The following is a 22097-nucleotide window of genomic DNA, read 5'->3' on the forward strand; positions in this document are numbered from 1 at the left end:
TGGTGGCGGCTACGGCGGTGGCGCCGGCGGCGGCGGTTATCGTGGCGGCGGCGGTGCCGGCGGGCGCTTCGGCGGTGCCGGCGGCGGCGCTGGCGGACGGCCTTCCTTCCAGGACCGGGCTCCGGCCGAGGTCGGCCCGCGCCAGAACGGCACCCTGAAGTTCTTCAACGCGGATCGGGGCTTCGGCTTCATCTCGCCGGAGGATGGCAGCAAGGACGTGTTCGTGCACATCTCGGCGATCGAACGCTCCGGCCTGCCGCAGCTTGCCGAAGGCACGCGCATCTCCTTCGAGACGCAGCAGGACCGGCGTGGGCGCGGCCCCCAGGCGGTCAACCTGCAGCTTCTCGAAGAAGAGGGCTGAGCACGCCTCTGCAAGAAGTGGTTTGAAACGGAAACGGCCCGCCTTGAGCGGGCCGTTTCTTTTTTGGCTCGGAGAGATCCGCCGGCGCCGGCCTTGCCGGCTGGCGCCTTGCGGCGGTCAGCCGAGGTTGTTGCAGAACCTCTGGATACGGCTGCAGGCCTCCTCCAGCGCCTCCGTGGAGGTGGCGTAGGAGATGCGGAAGTTCGGCCCGAGCCCGAAGGCCGAACCGTGCACCACCGCGACGCCCTCCGCGTCCAGGAGCTCGGTGACGAAATCCTGGTCCGTCTCGATCGTCTTGCCTGAGGGAGCCTGGCGGCCGATGGCCTTGGCGCAGGACGGATAGACGTAGAAGGCGCCTTCCGGCTCCGGGCATGTCAGCATCGAGCTCTGGTTGAGCATCGAGACGACGAGATCGCGCCGCTTCTGGAAGATCTGCCGCGAGCTCTCCACGAAGTCCTGCGGACCGTTCAGCGCTTCCACGGCCGCCCACTGGGCGATCGTGCACGCGCCCGAGGTCTGCTGGCTCTGGATCTTCGTCATCGCCTTGATGATCTCGTCCGGCCCGCCGGCATAGCCGATGCGCCAGCCGGTCATCGCATAGGCCTTGGAAACGCCGTTGAGCGTCACCGTGCGGGCCCACAGCGCGGGCTCGACCTGGGCAAGAGTGGCGAAGGGCTCGTCGGTGTAGAGCAGGTGCTCGTACATGTCGTCGGCGAGAATCCAGACCTGCGGATGCTTCAGCAGCACCTCGGCAAGGCCCTTCAGTTCCGCTTCCGTATAGGCCGCGCCGGACGGGTTCGACGGCGAGTTGAAGATCAGCCACTTGGTCTTCGGCGTGATCGCCGCGTCCAGCGCCTCCGGCCGGAGCTTGAACTTGTCGGCAAGGCTCGCCTCGACGAAACGCGGCTCGCCCCCGTTCAGAAGCACCATGTCCGGATAGCTGACCCAGTAGGGCGCCGGGATGAGGACCTCGTCTCCCGGGTTAAGGGTCGCGGCCAGCGCGTTGTAAAGAATCTGCTTTGCGCCCGTGCCGACGATCGTCTGCGCAGGCGTGTAGGTGAGGCCGTTCTCGCGCTTGAACTTGTCCGCGATCGCCGCGCGAAGCTGCGGGATGCCCGGCACGGGCGGATATTTCGTCTCGCCGCGCCGGATCGCGTCGATCGCCGCTTCCTTGATGTTGTCCGGCGTGTCGAGGTCCGGCTCGCCGGCGCCGAGCCCGATCACGTCACGGCCGGCCGCCTTCAGCTCGCGCGCCTTTTCGGCGACGGCGATGGTCTGGGAAGGCTGCACGCGGGAAAGGGAATCGGCAAGGAAAGCCATGGCGGGGAATCCGACTGTTGTACGGTTGGCGACGGGCGCGGAAACTAGGCCGAAGCCTTGCCCGGCGCAAGGCGGATGCGCGCCGTCGGCGCCTGCAATTTGCAGCGTCCATCAGGCTCCCTGAAGCAAGGCTTCAGCCAAATTCGCTTCGTGTCGGAACGGGCTTCGGCGAAGCTCGCGCCCCACCTCGGAGACGACCGCCATGCTCACCCTTTATTCGATGCAGACCTCCGGCAATTCCTACAAGCCGCGCCTGCTTTTCGCCCATCTTCGCCTGCCCTTCCGCATCGTCGACGTCGACACGATGAACGGCGAGACGCGCACCGGCGAGTATCTTGCCCTCAACCCGATCGGCAAGGCGCCGATGGTGCTGTTCGAGGACGGGCGCCGGCTGGCCGAATCCAACGCCATCCTCCTGCACTTCGCCGAGGGTTCGCGCTTCCTGCCCGGCGATCCGTTCGATCGCGCCAAGTGCTATGAATGGCTCTTCTTCGAGCAGTACTGCCATGAGCCGTCGCTGGCGGTGCGCCGGTCGCTGCGCCTTTATCCGCAGCGCCGGCACCTGGCGACGCCGGAGCGCATGGAAGAGCTGCTGAAAGGCGGCAACGAGGCGCTGGCCGTCATGGAAGGCCGCCTGTCGGGGCATGACTGGCTCGCCGGCGAGGCGTTCTCCGTCGCCGATATCTCGCTCTACGCCTACACGCACGATGCCGAGGAGAACGGCGGCTACGATATGAGCCTCTTTCCGGGCGTCGCGGCCTGGCTGGAGCGCGTGGCCGCCGAGCCGGGCCATGTGCCGGTCGACTGGCGGCCGCGGTGAGCTGAGAACCTTACGGAGATTTCACGCCACGAAGCGCCACCCGGGCGTATAGTCCCCGGCGAGTGGGGCTGTATCGATCCTTAGGAGTTCAAGATGCGCACTCTATTGGCCGCGGGAACGGCTCTGGCGATCTGCCTTGCCCCGGCAGCCTTCGCCCAGACCGATACCACCCCGCAGGACGAGAACGCCGAGATGGGCCCGTCCAGCGATGGCGGCGACGACGTGGCGAGCCCGGACACCGACACCGACGATGACACCATGCCGATGCAGCAGGCCGGCCCCGGACAGGGCTGGGGTCCTGGCAGCTGTCCCGCCTGGGGACAGGGTCCGGCAGGCCGGAACAACTGGCAGCCCGGCGCGATGCGCGGTCCCTGTGGTCCCGGTATGCGTGGCCAGGGCATGGGTCCCGGAATGCGCGGACAGGGCATGGGCCCCGGCCGGGCGATGATGGGCCCGCGCGGCGGTCCGGGCTGGCACCACAAGGGTCGGCACGGCATGGGCACCAGCTTCGTCATGCGCAAGAAGGACGCCATGATTCGCGTCGACTGCTCGCCGCGCGAGACGGCCGAGGCCTGCGTCGATGCCGCGATCCGGCTGATCGAGGCGACGCGCGACGCCGCTCCCCCGGCGCCCGGCAACTAGAGTTTATTCAGCCAGACAGACCCCCTGACCAACGGCCTCGCGCTTCGGCGCGGGGCCGATTTCGTTTCGGCCGCAAAGCCTCAGGGCAGGGGGATCTCGCCGACATCCTTCGGCACGTGATAGCCCTTCTGCACGGCCGGCCGCTCCGCGATCCTCAGATACCAGTCGTGCACATGCGGGAAGTCGGAGAGCTCGATTCCCTGCCATTCGAAGCGCGAGGCCCAGGGCCAGGTCGCCATGTCGGCGATCGAGTACTCGCCGGCGAGGTAGTCGTGCTCGGAAAGCTGGGTGTCGAGCACCTTGTAGAGGCGGGCCGCCTCCTTGGCGTAGCGCTCCTCCGCATAGGCCGCCTTGCCGGGATTGAACTTCAGGAAATGGTGGGCCTGGCCCAGCATCGGTCCGAAGCCGCCCATCTGCCACATCAGCCATTCCATGGCGCGCCAGCGTCCGGCGCCGTCCTTCGGCAGGAACTTGCCGGTCTTCTCGGCGAGGTAGAGGAGGATTGCGCCCGATTCCATCAGCGCCTGGCCGCCCTCGTGGTCGACGATCGCCGGAATCTTGTTGTTCGGGCTGATTTTCAGGAACTGCGGCCGGAACTGCTCGTCCGCCATGATGTCGATCGGATGGACCTCGTAGGAAAGCCCCATCTCTTCGAGCGCAATGGAAACCTTACGCCCGTTGGGCGTCGTCCAGGTGTAGAGATCGATCATTGAAAAGCCCGCCTCAGATAGGCGGGCCAGTTAGCAGGATGGATGCGTGCCGTGCAAGGTGACGGGGCGCAAGGCGCGCCCCGTACGCATGGCTCAGCCGTAGGCGATGTCGAGAATCTCATAGCTGTGGGCGCCGCCGGGCGCCGCCACTTCGACCGAATCCCCGACGCTCTTGCCGATGAGCGCGCGCGCGATCGGCGAGGAGATCGAAATGCGCCCTTCGCGCACATCGGCTTCCATGTCGCCGACGATCTGCCAGCTCTTCTCTTCCTCGGTATCCTCGTCGACGAGCTTCACCTTGGCGCCGAACTTCACGGTCGAGCCGGTCAGCTTGGACACGTCGATGACGTCGGCGCGCGAGAGCTTGTCCTCCAGTTCCGCGATGCGGCCCTCGTTGAGGCTCTGTTGCTCCTTGGCGGCGTGGTACTCGGCGTTCTCGGAGAGGTCGCCGTGGGCACGCGCCTCCGCGATCGCCTGGATGATCCGCGGCCTTTCCTCGGAGGTGAGTCGTTTCAGCTCCGATTCCAGGTGCGCATGACCTGCTGCGGTCATCGGAATCTTTTCCATCATCTCCTCCACGTCGCCCGCCATGCCTTCTCGCCTGTTTGAGGGGCTGGGGGCGCAACAAAAAATCGGGCGCTCCACCCGGGAAGGGGGAACACCCTCAACACCGTGACTTGTTCAGGCCGCGTCGAAGTAGGACTGCAGCGGTCTGACTTCAAGCTGTCCACCAAGAAGAGCTTCGATCCCCCTGGTGGCGGCATGAGCGCCTGCGAGGGTGGTGAAATACGGCACCTTGTGCAGGAGCGCAGCCCGTCTCAGCGACCGGCTGTCGGCGAGGGCCTGGGCGCCTTCGGTCGTGTTGAAGACGAGTTGGACCTCACCATTCTTGATAGCATCAACGATATGCGGCTGGCCTTCAAGTACCTTGTTGATCGGCGCGCAGGCGATGCCGTGCTCCTGCAGATACTTCTGCGTTCCGCTCGTCGCGATGATGGTGAAGCCCATCTCGACGAGCTTCTTCACCGAGGCGACGACGCGCGCCTTGTCGCCGTCGCGCACCGAAACGAACACCGTTCCGGCCGTCGGCAGGCCGACCCCGGCGCCGATCTGGCTCTTGGCGAAGGCGACGGCGAAATCGTAGTCGAGACCCATCACCTCGCCGGTGGAGCGCATCTCCGGGCCGAGGATCGTGTCGACGCCGGGAAAGCGGGCGAAGGGGAAGACGGCTTCCTTGACCGCGATATGTTCGCGAATCAGCGGCTCCGCCTCGAGCTCGGCCAGCTTCTCGCCGGCCATCACCCGGGCCGCCAGCTTGGCGATCGGCCGGCCGACCGCCTTGGCGACGAAGGGCACGGTGCGCGAGGCGCGCGGATTGACCTCCAGCACGTAGATGTCGTTGTCCTTGACGGCGTATTGCACGTTCATCAGGCCGACGACCGAAAGGCCGCGGGCGAGCGCCGCCGTCTGCCGCTTCAGCTCCTCGATCACATCGGCCGAAAGCGTGTAGGGCGGCAGCGAGCAGGCCGAATCGCCGGAATGGATGCCGGCTTCCTCGATATGCTCCATGATGCCCGCCACGACCACGTCCTCGCCGTCCGAGAGCGCGTCGACATCGACCTCGATCGCGTCGGCGAGATAGGAATCGATGAGCACCGGCGACTTGCCGGACACGACCACCGCCTCGGCGATGTAGCGCTCCAGCTGGCCCATGTCCCGGACGATCTCCATGGCGCGCCCGCCGAGCACGTAGGAAGGCCGGATCACCGCCGGAAAGCCGATCTCGGTGGCGATCTTGCGCGCTTCCTCGGCGGAGCGGGCGATGCCGTTGTTCGGCTGCATGAGGCCGAGCTTGGCGAGGAGCTTCTGGAAGCGGTCGCGGTCCTCCGCAAGGTCGATCGCATCGGGCGAGGTGCCTAGGATCGGAATGCCGGCCGCCTCGAGCGGCTGTGCGAGCTTCAGGGGCGTCTGGCCGCCGAACTGGACGATGACGCCCTTCAGCGTCCCCGCCTGCTGCTCGACCCTCAGGATCTCCAGCGTGTCCTCGACGGTGAGCGGCTCGAAATAGAGCCGGTCGGAGGTGTCGTAGTCGGTGGAGACCGTCTCCGGATTGCAGTTGACCATGATCGATTCGTAGCCGGCGTCGCCGAGCGCGAAGGCCGCATGGCAGCAGCAATAATCGAACTCGATGCCCTGGCCGATCCGGTTCGGCCCGCCGCCGAGGATCACCACCTTGGTGCGGTCCGATGGCCGTGCCTCGCTCTCCGCCGCGGTGCCGGCGGCAAAGCCGCGCTCGTAGGTGGAGTACATATAGGCCGTGGAGGCGGCGAACTCGGCCGCGCAGGTGTCGATGCGCTTGAAGACGGGATGCACGCCGAGCCGCTCGCGCAGCGCCCGCACCTCGTCCTCTTCCACGCCCGCAAGGCTGGCGAGACGCGCATCGGCAAAGCCGAGGCTCTTCAGCCGGAAGAGGTTCTCCGCATCCTGCGGCAGGCCGTGGGCGCGGACCCTTTCCTCCCAGCCGATCAGCGCCTCGATCTCGCGCAGGAACCACGGATCGATGCGGCAGGCCTGGTGGACCTCCTCGCAACTCGCGCCGTGGCGCATCGCCTGGGCGGCCTTGAGCAGCCGGTCGGGTGTCGGGCGGGCGAGGGCGGCGCGGATCGCGTTCTTGTCGTCGCCTTCGCCGAGGCCGGCAATGACCACCTCGTCGAGGCCGGAAAGACCCGTCTCCAGGCCGCGCAGCGCCTTCTGCAGCGATTCTGCGAAGCTGCGTCCGATGGCCATCACCTCGCCGACCGATTTCATCGACGTGGTGAGAAGGGGCTCCGATCCCGGAAACTTCTCGAAGGCGAAGCGGGGAATCTTGGTGACGACATAGTCGATCGTCGGCTCGAAGGAGGCGGGCATGGCGCCGCCGGTGATCTCGTTGTCGAGCTCGTCCAGCGTGTAGCCGACGGCGAGCCTTGCCGCGACCTTGGCGATCGGAAAGCCCGTCGCCTTGGAGGCGAGGGCGGAGGAGCGCGACACGCGCGGATTCATCTCGATCACCACCATGCGCCCGTCTTCCGGGTTGATGGCGAACTGCACGTTCGAGCCGCCGGTCTCCACGCCGATCTCGCGCAGCACCGCGATCGAGGCGTTGCGCATCACCTGGTATTCCTTGTCGGTGAGCGTCAGGGCCGGGGCGACGGTGATGGAATCGCCGGTATGCACGCCCATCGGGTCGATATTCTCGATGGAGCAGATGATGATGCAGTTGTCCGCCCTGTCGCGGACGACCTCCATCTCGTACTCCTTCCAGCCGAGGACGGATTCCTCGATCAGCACTTCGTTGGTCGGCGAGGCGTCGAGGCCGCGCTCGACGATCTCCAGGAATTCCTCCCGGTTGTAGGCGATGCCGCCACCCGTGCCGCCGAGCGTGAAGGAGGGGCGGATGATCGCCGGAAGGCCGACCTGCTCGAGTGCGGCGAAGGCCTCGGCAAGCGAGTGCGCCATCCGCGAACTCGGCGTCTCCAGGCCGATCTTGGCCATCGCCTGACGGAAGAGCTCGCGGTCCTCCGCCTTGTCGATCGCCTCGGCGCGCGCGCCGATCATGGTGACGCCGTACTTGTCGAGGACGCCGGCCTTGTCCAGCGCCAGGGCGCAGTTGAGCGCCGTCTGTCCGCCCATCGTCGGCAGCAGCGCGTCGGGGCGCTCCTTCTCGATGATCTTGGCGACGACCTCTGGCGTGATCGGCTCGATATAGGTGGCGTCGGCCAGCTCCGGATCGGTCATGATCGTCGCTGGATTGGAGTTGACGAGGATGACGCGGAAGCCGTCGGCCTTGAGGGCCTTCACGGCCTGCGTTCCTGAATAGTCGAACTCGCAGGCCTGGCCGATGATGATCGGCCCGGCGCCGATCACCAGGATGGATGAGATGTCTGTTCTTTTCGGCATGGGGGCGTGCTTGCGGGGCGGGCCGCGAGGCCCGGCCGTTTCCGGGGTGGCTGGAAAGTGGCCGCGCTTATAGAGGAATTACGCGCCGAGGCAAAGCCGCTGCGCGTATGCGCGGGCCGGCTTTCACCGATATCTGCCGGCCGGGTCCCGGCTTCAGCTCGCCTCGACGAGGACGGGCCTGGTCTCGCCGCCGCTCTCTTCCTCGCCGCGGGCCTCTCCGTCCTCGAAGATGGTGCTTTCGCCGTCGTAATCGGCGACGCCCATGGCCAGCGCGTAGCAGGCGAGACGCACGGATTTCGGGATTTTCACCTTCTTTCCGTCGCGCTCTCCGGTCTCGTAATACTGGATCATGCGCTTCTTCAACCCGAGGCGGTCCGCAGCTTCTTTCTGCTTCATGCCGAGCTGCTTGCGCCACGCTTTGAACTGTTCAGGGGTCATGGTTTGCGCGCCCACGCCTGTCCCTTTTCCGTTGAGAGTAATGTCATTCTAGGCCATGGCCTATATCGAATTCGTGAAGGCGCACATTGTGCATATGTTGCCTTGACAAAGAGTGCACCCAGTGCGCATATTGATCTGGAAGGCGCAAATAGTGCCTCCCTGATTCGGAAGCAAGGCCAATCAGACTGCAACGCAAGCCAAGGAGGGCTCCATATGCTGAGTGACATCATGCTCACACGAGCCCGGCTGGGATACGATCGTGTCGATGTGCATCGCTACGCGACGTTCAGCTGCGGTGTGAGCCGGTTTTTCCGTCGCATGGGCCGCTGGTTCGGCTGAGGCGACGTCGGGATCGCGCTGACCGCAAGGTCGGCGCAAAAAGATAAAGCGCGGCCCTCGGGTCGCGCTTTTCTTTTATGCGGCTGGCCCGCCGTCTCCTCCTTTGTTTTGCCGGCACGGGAACCCGCGAAGGGGCGCGCGATTTCCCTCCCGCCGGCCCGCTTCAGTTCCGGGCCAGGGGAGGACATGGAATGCGTTGGAAGGGCAGGCGTCAGTCGAGCAACATCGAGGATCGGCGCGGGGGAGGCGGCGGCTCCGTCATGATCGGCCGCGCCGGTGGCGGCGGCATCGGCGTCATCATCATCGGCCTGGTCCTTTGGCTCGTCTTCGGCATCAACCCGATGGCGCTCCTCGGTGAGGGCCAGATGACGAGCCCGAGCCAGCAGGGCGCGCCGTCCGGCGGCGGGGTTCAGAGCACGACGAGCGAGACGGACGATTTCGTCGCCACCGTTCTGGCCGATACCGAGGATGTCTGGGGAACGGTCTTCAGCGAGGCCGGCGCCGATTATCCCGAGCCCAAGCTCGTCCTCTTCGATGGCCAGGTGCGCTCGGCCTGCGGCTTTGCCAGCGCCGCCTCCGGGCCGTTCTACTGCCCGGGCGACCAGCGCGTTTACATCGATCTTTCGTTTTTCCAGGAGCTCCGCCGCCGTTTCGACGCGCCGGGGGATTTCGCCCAGGCCTATGTGATCGCCCACGAGGTCGGCCATCACGTCCAGAACGTCGTCGGCACGCTTCCCAAGGTCAACGAGATGCGCCAGCGCCTCGATGAGCGCCGCGCCAACGCCCTGTCCGTGCGGGTCGAGCTGCAGGCCGATTGCTATGCCGGCATCTGGGCGAGCCGCACGGCGCAGAAGGGTCTTCTGGAGGAGGGCGATATCGACGAGGCGCTCAACGCCGCCTCACAGCTCGGCGACGATATGATACAAAAGCGTACCCAGGGTTATGTCGTGCCCGAGGCCTTCAACCACGGCAGCGCCGAGGACAGGGCCACCTGGTTCCGGCGCGGCTACGACAAGGGAAAGCTCGATGCCTGCGATACCTTCAGCGGCTCGATCTGAGAACGCGCCATGGCAGTGATCCGGCGCACCAGCGTTGTTGTCATGGCGATCGTCGGCGGTCTTGCGGGCTCGCAGGCGCCGGAATTCGCCCAGCAATATCGCCAGCGTCTCGGCGGTGCCGTGGAGGAAATGCAGGCGGTGGTCGCCGATTTCGACCAGGATGCGCGCCGCTCCGGCCTCGATCGCGAGGAGGCGCTCGACATGTATGCGCGCTCGCCCGACACTTTTCTGCACGATCGCGGCAGCTCCATGAGCGCGCTTCTGGCGCGCTTCAGCGCCCTGGTTCGCCAGAGGGAGGAACTGGAGACGGCGGACCCGGCCCTGCGCCCGGTCGTGGTGCTGCGCCGCCCCGATCCGCGCATCGTCGAAGGCGCGTGGCGGCAGTTCGAGCTTGGCGTGCCGGTGACGACCGTCGGCGCCATCTGGACGGGCATCGGCGTGCTGGTGCTGGGTTTTCTGACCTGGATCGTGGCGCGGGTGTTGCGCCTTCTCTTCATCCGGCGCGTGCCGAAGGGCGCGCCGGGCTCGCGGCGCGCCTAGTCTGATCGTGCTTGGCTCAGGCTGAAGCCTTTTCTTCCCGCGCCTTCTTGGCCGCGCGCACGCTCTCCACGAAGCGCTGGAACAGGTAGTGGCTGTCCTGCGGGCCGGGCGAGGCCTCCGGGTGGTACTGCACGGAGAAGATCGGCCGGTCCTTGACGCGGATGCCGGCATTGGAGCCGTCGAACAGCGAGACATGCGTCTCCTCGACCTCCGCCGGCAGGCTGTCCCGGTCGACCGCAAAGCCGTGGTTCATGGAGACGATCTCCACCTTGCCGGTCGTGTGGTCCTTCACCGGGTGGTTCGCGCCATGATGGCCCTGGTGCATCTTCGCCGTCTTGCCGCCGAGAGCGAGGCCGAGCATCTGGTGGCCGAGGCAGATGCCGAAGGTCGGGGTGCCGGTGTCGATCAGCTTGCGGATGGTGGGCACGGCATATTCGCCGGTCGCCGCCGGATCGCCCGGGCCGTTGGAGAGGAAGACGCCGTCGGGTTCAAGCGCCGCGACGTCTTCGGCCGTCGCCGTCGCCGGCAGCACCGTGACGCGGCAGCCCGCATCGGCGAAGAGCCTCAGGATGTTGCGCTTGATGCCGTAGTCGATGACGACGATGTGGCAGTCGCCGCCTTCCTGCTCTCCATAGCCGCCCTCGCGCTGCCAGGTGGTCTGCGACCAGTCGTAGCGCTGCGCCGCCGTGACGCCCGGCACGAGGTCGAGCCCGTCCATGGAGGGAAGGGAAGCGGCCTCCGCCTTCAGCGCCTCGAAATCGAAATCGCCCTTCGGATCGTGGACGATGACGGCGTTCGCCATGCCATTCTCGCGGATGCGGTTCGTGAGCGCGCGCGTGTCGACGCCGGCGATGCCGGCGATGCCGCGCTTCTTCAGCCACTCGTCCAGCCGCGCGGCGGCGCGCCAGTTGGAGGCGCCGGTGACGGAAGCCTTCAGCACGCAGCCGGCGACGCCGGAATTCTGCGCCATGTTCACCGTCTCGATGTCCTCGTCATTGGCGCCGACATTGCCGATATGTGGGAAGGTGAAGGTGATGATCTGGCCGGAATAGGATGGGTCCGTCAGGATTTCCTGATAGCCGGTCATGGCGGTGTTGAAGCAGACCTCGCCGCCCGATTTGCCGATGGCGCCGAGCCCCTCGCCGGTGATCACCGTTCCGTCGGCGAGCACGAGGCAGGCGCTTGGCCTTTCGGCTTCCCAGCCGGCGGAAGCCGTCCAGCCAGAGGGGTTCTTCTGCGAGATGTCGGCCATGAGGAAAGTCCCGGCGCTTGGGCTGCATGTCGGTCCGGCGATGCCGGCTCTCTTGCGTCCCCCGCGCGATTGCCTATATCGACGCGACTGAGGCGCGCATGGGGAAGCGCGCGTTAGGTAGTGGGCGGATCATGTCGCGTCAACGCGAGGAATGGTCGAAGCCGACGGCCGGACACGCGGCCGGCTCCCTTTTTTTGCCATCCAGCACAAACGGCGTTCGCGAACGCACCGAAGGGTGATCCATGAGCGATCGAATTCGTGATGAAGTCAATGAAGGCCTCCGGGAGGCCACCAAGGAGCGCGACCGCGTCCGCATGGCGACGCTGCGCCTCATCAACGCGGCCGTGAAGGACCGCGACATCGAAGCCCGCACCAAGGGCAAGGACGGCGTCTCCGACGAGGAGATCATGGGCATTCTCGCCAAGATGATCCGCCAGCGCGAGGAATCCTCGCAGATCTACGAGGAGAACGGCCGGCTGGAGATGGCCGAGCAGGAGCGTCGCGAGATCGAGATCATCCGTGGCTTCATGCCCCGCCAGATGGGCGAGGACGAGATGAAGGTCGCCTGCCGCAAGGTCGTCGACGATGTCGGCGCGCAGGGATTGCGCGACATGGGCAAGTGCATGGGCACGCTCAAGGAGCGCTATGCCGGCCAGATGGATTTCGGCCGCGCCAGCTCGCTGGTGAAGGGCATCCTCAACTCCTGACCGGGGCTGCTGACCGTGCCGCGCGCACGGCCTCGTACAAGTGCGAAATTTGGTTTCGGGCGGGCGCCGCGGCGCCCGCCTTTTTCGTGCCGGCGAGCTCCGGTTGGCGGTGGAACTCGCTCCGCCACGACCTGTTGGTTAGGGACAGGAAAACCCCGAACCGACAGGAAATCCGTGATACCGCACTGGCTGCATTATCTCTCGATATTCTTCCTCGTCCTCGGTTTCCTCTCCGCCCTGATCATCGCGGGCGATGAGTTCCTGAATCCGCAGCATATGTGGATCATGAACGTCGTCTGGCCGGCGGTGGCGCTGTTCGCCTCGGTGATCGCGCTATGGGCCTATTTCGCCTACGGAAGGCTCGCCACGCACGAAAAGATGCATGTGGCGATGGAGAGGAATGAGGAGCCGCCCTCCCGGCGCGAAACGCCGTTTCCGATGATGGTCGCCAAGGGCGCCGCCCATTGCGGCTCCGGCTGCACGCTGGGCGACATCGTCGCCGAATGGCTCGCCTTCTTCGTTCCGGCGGTCGCGATCTGGTTCGGCTGGCAGACGATCTTTGCCGAAAAGATGTTTGCCGTGTGGATCCTCGACTTCGTCCTCGCTTTCGCCTTCGGCATCGCCTTCCAGTATTTCACCATCAAGCCGATGCGCGGGCTTTCGCCGCTTGAGGGCCTCGTTCAGGCGTTGAAGGCCGATACCCTCTCGCTGACGGCCTGGCAGGTGGGCATGTACGGCTTCATGGCGCTCGCCCATTTCTGGATCTTCAAGCACCTCCTCGGCGCCGAGCTCCAGGTCGCGAGCGTGGAGTTCTGGTTCATGATGCAGGTCGCCATGCTCTGCGGCTTTGCCACCGCATATCCGGTGAACTGGTGGCTGATCCGCGCCGGCATCAAGGAGAAGATGTGAGGGAGGGGGCCTATTTCCCCTCCACGCCGAGCTGGCGCAGCTTGGCAAGCCAGATCTCCACCTTCGCCGCGCTCGCCTTCTCCACGTCGCCGAACAGGCTCTCGCGCACGGGGCGGATGCCGACGAGGTCGAGGATATGCCGCTTCACCGCCTTCAGCCCGTGCGAGCGGTAATAGAGGCGGTAGGCCGGGATCGGCGTGCGCATGGTGACGACGAGCCTTGCCGAGCGTCCCGTCAGCAGGGGCTTGGGAAAGCCGCGCTTGCGGTGGATGTAGAAAAGGCCCGGCCGCAGCAGCTGCTCGAAGAAGGCCTTGAGGCGCGCCGGCGGCAGGCCGAGCCAGAGCGGAAAGACGAAGACGATATGGTCGGCCTCCAGGAACGCTTCTTCCGCCGAGCGCAGTTCGCTCGGAAGCTTGTGGCCCGGATGGTCCTCTCGGCGCTCCAGCATGTCGAGGTCGATCCCGGCGACGTCGACCCGCAGGATGCGGTGGCCCGCATCTGAAGCGCCTTCGGCATAGGCATCCGCAAGCGCATGGCAAAGGTGCCCACCCGACGGGTCGGGGTGACCCTGAATGACGGCGATCGTTCGTGGCACTTTTTTCCTCCCCATCGAACCCGGGGAGCGTGCCAGCTGCCTTCAGCGCGGGTCTTGATTTGCCGCAAACTTCGCAAAGATTGTGCGCGGTGGCGCGCGTCGCAGCGGGCCTTTCAGGCGGTCGGGACGGTGCCCCCGTCGATCACGTATTCCGTGCCGGTGATGGCGCCCGCCCGCGGCGATGCCAGGAAGGCGATGAGATCGGCCACTTCGCGCGGTTTCGCCGGTCGGCCGAGCGGAATCCCGCCCAGCGAATCCATGATGATCCTCTTGCCGCCTTCGTAATCGGTGCCCTCTTCCGCGGCGAGCCGTTCGGCAAGCGATACGGCCGCCTCGGTCTCGATCCAGCCGGGCGACACGCGCACGACCCTGATCCCCTTTGGCGTGACTTCCTTGGACAGGCTCTTGCTGTAGGTCGACAGCGCCGCCTTCGCCGCCGCGTAGGCCGTCGTCGATTCCGGCAGGGGCAACTGGTGCTGGATCGAGGTGACGTGAATGACGACGCCGGAGCCTTGCGCGATCATGGCAGGCAGGAGCGCGCGGTCGAGCCGAACCGCAGGCATCAGATTATGGTCGATCTCCTTCTGCCATTCCGCGTCGCTCAGGGCGGCGAACCCTCCCGCCGGCGCGCTCGATCCCCCGAGCACGTTCACGAGGATGTCGATGCCGCCGAAACGCGACAGGACCGCCTCGGCGACGTGCGCGCAACCCTCCGCGGTCGTGAGATCGGCGGCGATGTAATGGACCGGCTCGGGCGCCTTGTCCGGGCTCGTCCGGGCGGTTGCCGCAACGCGCGCACCTGCCTCCAGCAGGGCCTGGACCACGGCCGCACCCACGCCCTTCGTGCCGCCCGTCACGAGCGCGCGCTGTCCGCCGAGATCGAGATCGAAGCTCACGGGGCGATCTCCAGGCGGGCGATCCGATCTCCCGCGAGCGTGAAAGCGTAGCGAAGATCGACCGGGCTTCCCGGAAAATTGCCCGTCAGACGCGCCGTGACGATGATCGTCTCGCCGTCCTCTTCGATGGCCACGGGTTCGCTGACATAACTGTATTTCGCCGAGGCTTCCTTCTTCCAGCGGGCGATCGCGTCGCGGCCGCGATGTGTCTGTTTCTCGTCGATGACGAGGGCGTCGGCGGTGAAGCAGCGGGCGACGGTCGCCCCATCCGCCGCGTCGGCTGCGAAATATGCGGCGATGGGGTCGGGCAAGGGCAGGGGCATGGTCGATCTCCGGGCTGAACTTGTCTGCCGCGGAAAGTCGGCCTAGCCTGCCAAAAGCACAAGAACCGACGAAAAAGTAAGGTACCCACCAAAAGGTATGTCCCATTCCTACACGCGGCAGACGGCGGCCGAAGGCGTCGAGAACGCGCTCAAGGTTCTGGAGGGCCGCTGGAAGCTGGTGATCCTGTTTCACCTCTTCGGCGGGCACGTTCTGCGCTTTTCCGAGCTTGAGCGCGCCATCCCGGGCATCTCCCAGAAAATGCTGATCCAGCAGCTTCGGCAGCTGGAGGCGGATGGGATCGTGCGCCGCATCGTGCACCATCAGGTTCCGCCCAAGGTCGAATATGGCCTGACGGATTGGGGCCAGGCGCTATGCCCGGCTCTGGACGCTCTGCTGACCTGGGCGGCCCAGCGGGAGAGTGCGCGGCACGAAGAGCCGCAAGGCACGGACTAGAAATTTGCACGCCCGGTCCGCGCGATGCGGCGGGCTTTCTGCACAGCCTTCCCGGGCATCCTGCTGCCTGTGCGGTTTTCCGATGCGGGGTATGTCCCGCCCATGTTAAGCAGGGCCCATGCGCTTCCCGCCATCCTTCCTCGACGCCATCAGAGCGCGCATTCCGATCGCCGACGTGGTCGGAAGGCGCGTCACCTGGGACAAGCGCAAGTCCCAGCCCTCGCGCGGCGACTACTGGGCCTGCTGCCCGTTCCACGGCGAAAAGACGCCTTCCTTCCACGCCGATAACCGGCGCGGCCACTATCATTGCTTCGGCTGCGGCGTCTCCGGCGACCATTTCACTTTCCTCGTCGAGCTCGACGGGATGAGTTTCCCCGAGGCGGTGACGGAGCTGGCCCGCGAGGCGGGGCTGCAGCTGCCCGACCCCGATCCGCGTGAGGAGGCACGCGAGGCGCGCCGCACCGGCCTCGCCGAGGTCATGGAAAAGGCCGCCGCGTATTTCGAAAAGCAGCTCGCCGGCCCGGACGGGGCGCGTGCGCGCGCCTATCTGCGCGAGCGCGGCCTTGCCGCCGAGACGGTGGCGCGCTTCCGCCTTGGCTACGCGCCCGCTTCGCGCAACGCCCTCAAGGGCTGGCTGGCCGAGGCCGGCGTGAAGCCGGAGGAGATGGCCGAGGCCGGCCTCGTCATCGCCGGCGACGACATTCCCGTCAGCTACGATCGCTTCCGCGATCGGCTGATTTTTCCGATCCTCGACTTTCGGGGCAAAGTGATCGCCTTCGGCGGTCGCGCGCTCTCCGCCGACGCACAGCCGAAATACCTCAACTCCCCCGAGACGCCGCTCTTTTCCAAGAGCCGCGTCCTCTTCAACGGCCAGGCCGCCCGCGCTTCTTCCGCGCGGGGAGGGCGGCTCGTCGTGGTGGAAGGCTATATGGACGTCATCGCCTGCGTCGCCGCGGGGTTTGAGGCGGCCGTCGCTCCGCTCGGCACCGCCCTGACGGAGGACCAGCTCCAGCTTCTGTGGCAGATGGCCGACGAGCCCACCCTCTGCTTCGACGGCGACAACGCCGGCGTGAAGGCGGCCGAACGCGCCATCGACCTGGCGCTGCCGCATCTGAAGCCCGGCCGGAGCCTCGCTTTCGCCCTCCTGCCGGAGGGCCAGGATCCCGACGACCTCATCCGCGCCTCGGGCCGCGAGGCGTTGTCGGCCGTCTTAGATGCCGCGAGCCCTCTCGCTGAGATGCTCTGGCGCCGCGAGATGACACGCGGCCCCCTCGATACGCCGGAAAGACTAGCCGGCGCGGAAAAGGCGCTGAAGAGCGCCGTCGCGCAGATCGGCGACGCGGATGTGCGGCGCCATTACGACGAGCTTTATCGCGACCGGCTGTTCGAGCGCCGTCGCCAGCAGAGCCGGCCGGGCGCGGGGCAGGGCGCTCCCTTCTCCGGGGGCAATCAGCGCGGTGCCGGTCGCGGCAGGGCAAAGCCCGGCGGCTTTGCCGGCCGGCCGGATTGGGGCGAGGCCTCGCCGAGCCTCCTTTCCACCTCGCTGGTGCGCGGCGCGGGCCGGGCCGGCGCGGCGATCTCTCTTTCCGACGCGATCCTCGTCGGCGCGCTCCTCGCCCATCCGGATCTGGCGGGCGAGCGCCTGGAAAAACTTGGAGACATGGCCTTTGCCGATGCGGCGCTCGCCGATCTTGCGGCTGCGCTTTCGATGGAATTGTCGCAGGAGCCCGACCTTTCCGCCGAAGAGCTCGCCGCCCGGCTGAAAGCCCGGACTCCGGCCTTGCCGGTCTCCGCCGTCACGGGCAAATTGGCCTCCGCGGGGCTTTCCGATCTCCTTGTCGGGGGCGATGCGTCTCGCGCTGCGGCGATCTGGGATGACGCTGCCCTCTTGCGCCTTAGAACCACAACTCTATCTAACGCTCGCCGGGCAGCCGCACGCGATCTAGCCGAAGAAGCGGTCGAAGGCGGCCTCACCCGACTGAAGGATATTCAAGAGGAAGATCTGCGGCTTCGCCATCGGGCTTTTGATGAAGAACGAACTGAGGCGGTGCTCCTCCATCCCTTCAAGGCTCGATAATGGAGCCGCGCAGAACCTCGGCACGGATATGCTGGGCAGATTAAAATTGCCGCTCGTGCGTCCTATGGTTAAGTGGCGCTTTACGGTGAAGGCTTAGTTTGGAACACGACCGCGACACGGATGACATGGGCAAACGGGCGTCGCGCGGCCGAGACGACGGATCAATGACGACAGCGAACCAGACTCAGACGACCGACACGAAGGACGAGACGCGCGAGGGCCAGCATAGCGATGGGCCTCTTCTCGACCTCTCCGACGCCGCCGTAAAGCGGATGATCAAGGAGGCCAAGAAGCGCGGCTACGTGACGGTCGACCAGCTCAATTCCGTGCTTCCCTCCGAGGAGGTCACCTCCGAGCAGATCGAAGACACGATGTCGATGCTCTCCGATATGGGCATCAACGTGGTGGAGGCGGAGGAGGCCGAAGAGGCCGAGCAGAACACCGACGACGAGGAGGAGAGCGAGGGCCGCGATCTCGTCGAGGCCGGCTCCACGGCGCTCGTCAAGAAGACGACCAAGCGCGAGCCTTCCGATCGCACCGACGATCCCGTGCGCATGTATCTGCGCGAGATGGGCGCGGTCGAGCTTCTCTCCCGCGAGGGCGAGATTGCCATCGCCAAGCGCATCGAGGCCGGCCGCGAGGCGATGATCGCCGGGCTCTGCGAGAGCCCGCTCACCTTCCAGGCGATCATTATCTGGCGCGACGAGATCAACAACGGCGATACGCTGCTGCGCGACATCGTCGACCTTGAGGCGACCTATGCCGGCCCCGACGCTAAGGCGCCGGAGGCTTCCGCCCAGCAGGGCGAGGGCGAGGTCGAGGAAAAGGAAGAGGCGGCGCCCGAGGAGAATGCCGAGGGCAGCGACGACAGCGACGAGGACGAGGACGACTACGAGAACAATCTCTCGCTTGCCGCCATGGAAGCGGAGATCAAGCCGCAGGTCCTCGCCACCTTCGACACCATCGCCGACAACTACAAGCGCCTCCGCAAGCTGCACGACACGCTTGTCGAGAACGACATGCAGAGCCGTGCGCTTACCCCGCCGCAGGAGCGCCGCTACAAGAAGCTGCGCGACGAGATCATCGCCGAGGTGAAGTCGCTCTCCCTCAACCAGGGACGCATCGACGCTCTGGTGGAGCAGCTCTACGACATCAACAAGCGTCTCGTGGCGCTCGACACCAAGCTGATGCGCCTTGCCGAGGGCTACGGCGTCGACCGCATGGAGTTCCTCTCCCACTACCGCGGCTACGAGCACGACCAGCATTGGGTGCGGCGCGTGGCGCGCCTGACCTCGCCCGGCTGGCGCGATTTCGTCGCCAACGGCAAGGACCACATCCATCCGATCCGCACCGAGATTCAGGAGTTGGCCGCCGGCACGGGCCTTGAGATCGGCGAGTTCCGCAACATCGTCCACAAGGTGCAGAAGGGCGAGCGCGAGGCCCGCCAGGCGAAGAAGGAGATGGTGGAAGCCAACCTCCGCCTCGTCATCTCCATCGCCAAGAAGTACACGAACCGCGGCCTGCAATTCCTTGATCTGATTCAGGAAGGCAACATCGGCCTGATGAAGGCGGTGGACAAGTTCGAGTACCGCCGCGGCTACAAGTTCTCCACCTACGCCACCTGGTGGATCCGCCAGGCGATCACCCGCTCGATCGCCGACCAGGCGCGCACCATCCGCATCCCGGTGCACATGATCGAGACGATCAACAAGATCGTCCGCACCTCGCGCCAGATGCTGCACGAGATCGGACGCGAGCCGACGCCGGAGGAGCTCGCCGAGAAGCTCCAGATGCCGCTGGAGAAGGTCCGAAAGGTCCTGAAGATCGCCAAGGAGCCGATCAGCCTCGAAACGCCGATCGGCGACGAGGAGGACAGCCATCTCGGCGACTTCATCGAGGACAAGAACGCCATCCTGCCGATCGACGCGGCGATCCAGTCGAACCTGCGCGAGACCACGACCCGCGTCCTCGCCTCGCTGACCGCCCGCGAGGAGCGTGTTCTCCGCATGCGCTTCGGCATCGGCATGAACACCGACCACACGCTCGAAGAGGTCGGCCAGCAATTCTCGGTCACCCGCGAGCGCATCCGCCAGATCGAGGCGAAGGCGCTGAGGAAGCTGAAGCATCCGTCGAGGTCCAGGAAGCTGAGGAGCTTCCTGGATAGCTGAGCCCCGCACGCGGACGAGACAAAAAAGCCCGGCCATCGTGCCGGGCTTTTTCGTTGCACGGGGGAAAAGCGCGCCCCGCTATTCCTTGATCTCCCACACCATGTTCACCTGCACGCTCACCGTCACTTCGCCCGCTTCCATCGGCACGGCGCCGCCGGAAGATTCCGCGCGCGCCATCATCATCTGCGGGCGCGGCGCGCCATAGCTCTGCTCGGTGATGGAAACGACCGGGCCGAGCGTCAGGCCGGCCGCTTCGGCGAGTTCCCTGGCGCGGGCGGCGGCGTCCTCGACCGCGCTCTTGCGTGCCTCGCTCTCCAGGGGGCTCGAATCTTCCATCGTGAAGGAGAGCCCCTCGATGCGGTTGGAGCCGAGCTTCACCACCTTGTCGAGCGTGGCGCCGGCCGAGGCGAGATCGCGGATGCGCACGCGCAGCATGTTTTCCACCCGGTAGCCGGTGATCTTTCTCTCCACGTCGCTGTTCTGCGGGTAGCCGCCGGCATAGACCGGCTGGATGGAAAAGCCCGAGGTCTGCAGGTCGCGCGCCGCGATCCCTTCGCCCTTCAGCGCCTCGGTGATTTTGCCCATCGCCGCCGAATTCGCCGAAAGCGCGTCCTCGGCGCTCTCCGCTTCCTCCACGACGCCGAGCGTGACGATGGCCATGTCCGGCGCGCCGGAAGCCTCCCCCGAGGCGGAGACGCTGATCGTGTGGCGCGCCTCGTCCGGCTGCTGGGCAAAAGCCCCCTGAGAGAAGGCGGGCGCGGCAAGGAGCGCGAGCGAGACGGCGAGGGCGGAGGCGAGGCTCTTGGGCATGGCGGTTCCTCTTCTGTGTTCGATGCTGCCGGAGCGATGGCGGCCGAATGCGGCCGTTTGGGGGAGGGGTAGTGAGGGAAGGCTGTACCCTGCCTGAACGTCCTTGGGCGGCCTGAGCGCCTCGGCGCTGCGGGACCGTGATAGGCTTCAATGCAAACCCACGGCTCGGCGCGAATCCTCGCCCTTGAAGGGAGAGGCCCGCAAGTCCTGAGCGTAGCGAAGGGAATGCCGGGTGAGGGTGGGCTATCACCCGCAAGGGCGGTGCGGACAGCTCCTGCCGCGTGTGTGACGCTTTATCGGCGAGAGGGCGCGCGCTTGCCCCTCCGCCCGCTTGCCCGCCAGAAGGCAATGGCGTAACTCGCCGGTGACGGGTCCGTAGCTCAATTGGTTAGAGCCGGCGGCTCATAACCGCTTGGTTGCAGGTTCGAGTCCTGCCGGACCCACCAAAGAACGCTCTCGCGCCCGCGGCGCGGGCGCTTTCGCACAACCTCCCGTTTTGTTCGGCGGAACAACCGCTTGCCGCGTGTGGCGGAGGCACGCCTCGTGCGGCCCCGGTGCCATTGCGCGCGCCATGTGCATTTGTATTGTGCGCTTCGCACGGGCATCGATCGATCCCGTCAAGCCATCCTACCGAAACGATTTCGCCCGCGGGGCGTGGGCGAAGGGAGAAAAAGAATGAAAATCTCCGCACTGGGCTGGGCCGCTCTGGCCGCCGCGGCCGTTTTTGCCGCGACACCGGCCTCCGCCGAGACCTACCGCCTGTCGCAGAACACCTCCAACACCACGACCTGGCAGAAGGGCGCCGAGCGCTTCAACGAGCTCGTCTCGGAGGCGACCGGTGGCAAGGTGGAGCTGCGCATCTTCCCGAACGCGCAGCTCGCCGGCGGCGACCAGATGAAGCAGATCGAGATGACCGGCCGCGGCTCCATCGACTTCGTGCTGACCTCGGCGATCAACGCCACGCCGCTGGTGCCGGAGCTCGCCGTCTTCTCGCTGCCCTACCTCTATTCCGACTATGACGATGTCGACGCCACGACCTCCGGCGCGCCGGGCAGGAAGATCGACGAGATTCTCGCCGAGCACGGCATCGTCGCCCTTGCCTGGGGCGAGAACGGCTTCCGCGAGGTGACCAACAACGTCCGTCCGATCAGGACGCCGGAGGACATGCAGGGCCTCAAGATGCGCGTCGCCGGCCCGATGTACATCGACGTCATGAACGCCCTCGGCGCCAACCCGCAGCAGATGCAGTGGTCGGAGACCTTCCCGGCGCTGCAGCAGGGCGTCGTCGACGGCCAGGAGAACCCGATCGGCGCCGTCATCATCCCGCAGCGCGTCTACGAGGTGCAGAAGTACCTGACGACCTGGCATTATTCCTACGATCCGCTCTTCCTCGGCGTCAGCAAGAAGCTCTGGGAGAGCTTCGACGAGGAGACGCGGGCGAAGGTGAAGAAGGCCGCCGAGGAGGCGATGGAGTATCAGAAGAAGATCTCCCGCGACGGCACGGCCGACGGCGTCGCCTTCCTGCGTGAGCAGGGCATGGAGGTCTACGAGCCTTCCGCCGAGGAGATCGACGCCTTCCGCAAGGCGACCAAGCCCGCCTTCGACACCTGGGCCGCCAAGGTCGGCGACGATCTCGTGAAGAGCTTCCAGGACACCATCGCCGAGGCGAACTGACCGGCAGTTCCCGCAAAGAAGCGGACAGGCGTCCTCCGCCTGTCCGCGTCCGAAAAAGGTCGAAA

General features: G+C 66.2%; 22 protein-coding genes and 1 tRNA gene. 13 read left to right on the forward strand and 10 right to left on the reverse strand.

Translation table 11 applies throughout. From position 1 onward, the window contains the following. On the forward strand, positions 1-361 hold a 361-nt coding region (locus CLD20_RS20305), incomplete at its 5' end, for a cold-shock protein (protein ID WP_304504344.1). A 117-nt stretch (positions 362-478) separates the two neighbouring features. Here CLD20_RS20305 and CLD20_RS02645 read toward each other — a convergent pair. Continuing rightward, complete coding sequence (locus tag CLD20_RS02645) at positions 479-1681, reverse strand: pyridoxal phosphate-dependent aminotransferase (protein ID WP_224405054.1); 1203 nt, start codon at positions 1679-1681, stop codon at positions 479-481. Between the two features lie 202 nt (positions 1682-1883). Here CLD20_RS02645 and CLD20_RS02650 point away from each other — a divergent pair, with 202 nt between their 5' ends. After that, positions 1884-2501, forward strand: a complete 618-nt coding sequence (locus CLD20_RS02650; protein ID WP_224405055.1) for a glutathione S-transferase family protein — start codon at positions 1884-1886, stop codon at positions 2499-2501. Between the two features lie 93 nt (positions 2502-2594). After that, positions 2595-3143, forward strand: a complete 549-nt coding sequence (locus CLD20_RS02655; RefSeq protein ID WP_224405056.1) for a hypothetical protein — start codon at positions 2595-2597, stop codon at positions 3141-3143. A gap of 80 nt (positions 3144-3223) precedes the next feature. On the opposite strand, the gene CLD20_RS02660 is transcribed toward CLD20_RS02655, so the two are convergent. From CLD20_RS02660 to CLD20_RS02675, 4 genes are all read right to left on the reverse strand, one after another. After that, positions 3224-3853: a glutathione S-transferase family protein gene (locus CLD20_RS02660; protein ID WP_224405057.1), complete on the reverse strand. Its 630-nt coding sequence runs from the start codon at positions 3851-3853 to the stop codon at positions 3224-3226. Positions 3854-3946: 93 nt separating this feature from the next. Further along, a complete protein-coding gene (greA, locus tag CLD20_RS02665) occupies positions 3947-4420 on the reverse strand; it encodes a transcription elongation factor GreA (RefSeq protein WP_224405521.1) in 474 nt (157 codons plus the stop codon). Between the two features lie 114 nt (positions 4421-4534). Further along, positions 4535-7792: a carbamoyl-phosphate synthase large subunit gene (carB, locus tag CLD20_RS02670; RefSeq protein WP_224405058.1), complete on the reverse strand. Its 3258-nt coding sequence runs from the start codon at positions 7790-7792 to the stop codon at positions 4535-4537. Between the two features lie 153 nt (positions 7793-7945). After that, the gene (locus CLD20_RS02675) at positions 7946-8230 is read right to left on the reverse strand and encodes a DNA-binding transcriptional regulator (protein ID WP_224405059.1); all 285 of its coding nucleotides are present in this window, start codon (positions 8228-8230) and stop codon (positions 7946-7948) included. A gap of 213 nt (positions 8231-8443) precedes the next feature. On the opposite strand from CLD20_RS02675, the gene CLD20_RS20150 reads away from it, so the two are divergent. The 3 genes from CLD20_RS20150 (at position 8444) to CLD20_RS02685 (ending at position 10167) form a co-directional block, all read left to right on the forward strand. Further along, positions 8444-8569, forward strand: coding sequence for a hypothetical protein (locus CLD20_RS20150; protein ID WP_255599464.1), 126 nt, complete (start codon positions 8444-8446; stop codon positions 8567-8569). Positions 8570-8760: 191 nt separating this feature from the next. Continuing rightward, positions 8761-9627 (forward strand): neutral zinc metallopeptidase, encoded by an 867-nt coding sequence (locus tag CLD20_RS02680; protein WP_224405060.1) that lies wholly within the window; start codon positions 8761-8763, stop codon positions 9625-9627. Positions 9628-9636: 9 nt separating this feature from the next. Continuing rightward, positions 9637-10167, forward strand: coding sequence for a DUF2937 family protein (locus CLD20_RS02685; RefSeq protein ID WP_224405061.1), 531 nt, complete (start codon positions 9637-9639; stop codon positions 10165-10167). 16 nt (positions 10168-10183) lie between these two features. Here CLD20_RS02685 and carA read toward each other — a convergent pair whose 3' ends face one another. Next, entirely contained in the window at positions 10184-11419 is a 1236-nt protein-coding gene (gene carA / locus CLD20_RS02690; RefSeq protein ID WP_224405062.1) for a glutamine-hydrolyzing carbamoyl-phosphate synthase small subunit, read from the reverse strand. 242 nt (positions 11420-11661) lie between these two features. On the opposite strand from carA, the gene CLD20_RS02695 reads away from it, so the two are divergent. Together CLD20_RS02695 and CLD20_RS02700 are read left to right on the forward strand one after the other, a co-directional pair. Beyond that, positions 11662-12126 (forward strand): GatB/YqeY domain-containing protein, encoded by a 465-nt coding sequence (locus tag CLD20_RS02695; RefSeq protein ID WP_224405063.1) that lies wholly within the window; start codon positions 11662-11664, stop codon positions 12124-12126. 174 nt (positions 12127-12300) lie between these two features. Then, a complete protein-coding gene (locus CLD20_RS02700) occupies positions 12301-13035 on the forward strand; it encodes a DUF4396 domain-containing protein (protein WP_224405064.1) in 735 nt (244 codons plus the stop codon). A 10-nt stretch (positions 13036-13045) separates the two neighbouring features. Here CLD20_RS02700 and CLD20_RS02705 read toward each other — a convergent pair whose 3' ends face one another. From CLD20_RS02705 to CLD20_RS02715, 3 genes are all read right to left on the reverse strand, one after another. Next, entirely contained in the window at positions 13046-13630 is a 585-nt protein-coding gene (locus CLD20_RS02705; RefSeq protein WP_224405065.1) for an NAD(P)H-dependent oxidoreductase, read from the reverse strand. Positions 13631-13743: 113 nt separating this feature from the next. Next, positions 13744-14526 carry an SDR family oxidoreductase gene (locus tag CLD20_RS02710; RefSeq protein ID WP_224405066.1) on the reverse strand — a complete coding sequence of 261 codons (783 nt, stop codon included), beginning with the start codon at positions 14524-14526 and terminating at the stop codon, positions 13744-13746. Then, positions 14523-14849 carry a nuclear transport factor 2 family protein gene (locus CLD20_RS02715; RefSeq protein ID WP_224405067.1) on the reverse strand — a complete coding sequence of 109 codons (327 nt, stop codon included), beginning with the start codon at positions 14847-14849 and terminating at the stop codon, positions 14523-14525. Before CLD20_RS02715 ends, CLD20_RS02710 begins: the two co-directional genes overlap by 4 nt. A 97-nt stretch (positions 14850-14946) precedes the next feature. Between CLD20_RS02715 and CLD20_RS02720 the strand changes: the two genes are divergently transcribed. The 3 genes from CLD20_RS02720 to rpoD all read left to right on the forward strand — a co-directional run bounded on the left by CLD20_RS02720 (position 14947) and on the right by rpoD (position 19548). Continuing rightward, positions 14947-15303: a helix-turn-helix domain-containing protein gene (locus CLD20_RS02720; RefSeq protein ID WP_224405068.1), complete on the forward strand. Its 357-nt coding sequence runs from the start codon at positions 14947-14949 to the stop codon at positions 15301-15303. A gap of 118 nt (positions 15304-15421) precedes the next feature. Further along, positions 15422-17380, forward strand: a complete 1959-nt coding sequence (gene dnaG / locus CLD20_RS02725) for a DNA primase (protein ID WP_224405069.1) — start codon at positions 15422-15424, stop codon at positions 17378-17380. A 164-nt stretch (positions 17381-17544) separates the two neighbouring features. Further along, positions 17545-19548, forward strand: a complete 2004-nt coding sequence (gene rpoD, locus CLD20_RS02730) for an RNA polymerase sigma factor RpoD (RefSeq protein WP_224405070.1) — start codon at positions 17545-17547, stop codon at positions 19546-19548. 78 nt (positions 19549-19626) lie between these two features. On the opposite strand, the gene CLD20_RS02735 is transcribed toward rpoD, so the two are convergent. Beyond that, positions 19627-20358, reverse strand: a complete 732-nt coding sequence (locus CLD20_RS02735) for an SIMPL domain-containing protein (protein WP_224405071.1) — start codon at positions 20356-20358, stop codon at positions 19627-19629. A 369-nt stretch (positions 20359-20727) separates the two neighbouring features. On the opposite strand from CLD20_RS02735, the gene CLD20_RS02740 reads away from it, so the two are divergent. Next, a tRNA-Ile gene (locus CLD20_RS02740) sits at positions 20728-20804 on the forward strand. Between the two features lie 229 nt (positions 20805-21033). Next, complete coding sequence (locus CLD20_RS02745) at positions 21034-22032, forward strand: DctP family TRAP transporter solute-binding subunit (protein ID WP_224405072.1); 999 nt, start codon at positions 21034-21036, stop codon at positions 22030-22032. Positions 22033-22097 lie beyond the last annotated feature (65 nt).

The organism is Afifella sp. IM 167, assembly GCF_020144925.1.
Taxonomy (GTDB): domain Bacteria; phylum Pseudomonadota; class Alphaproteobacteria; order Rhizobiales; family Afifellaceae; genus Afifella.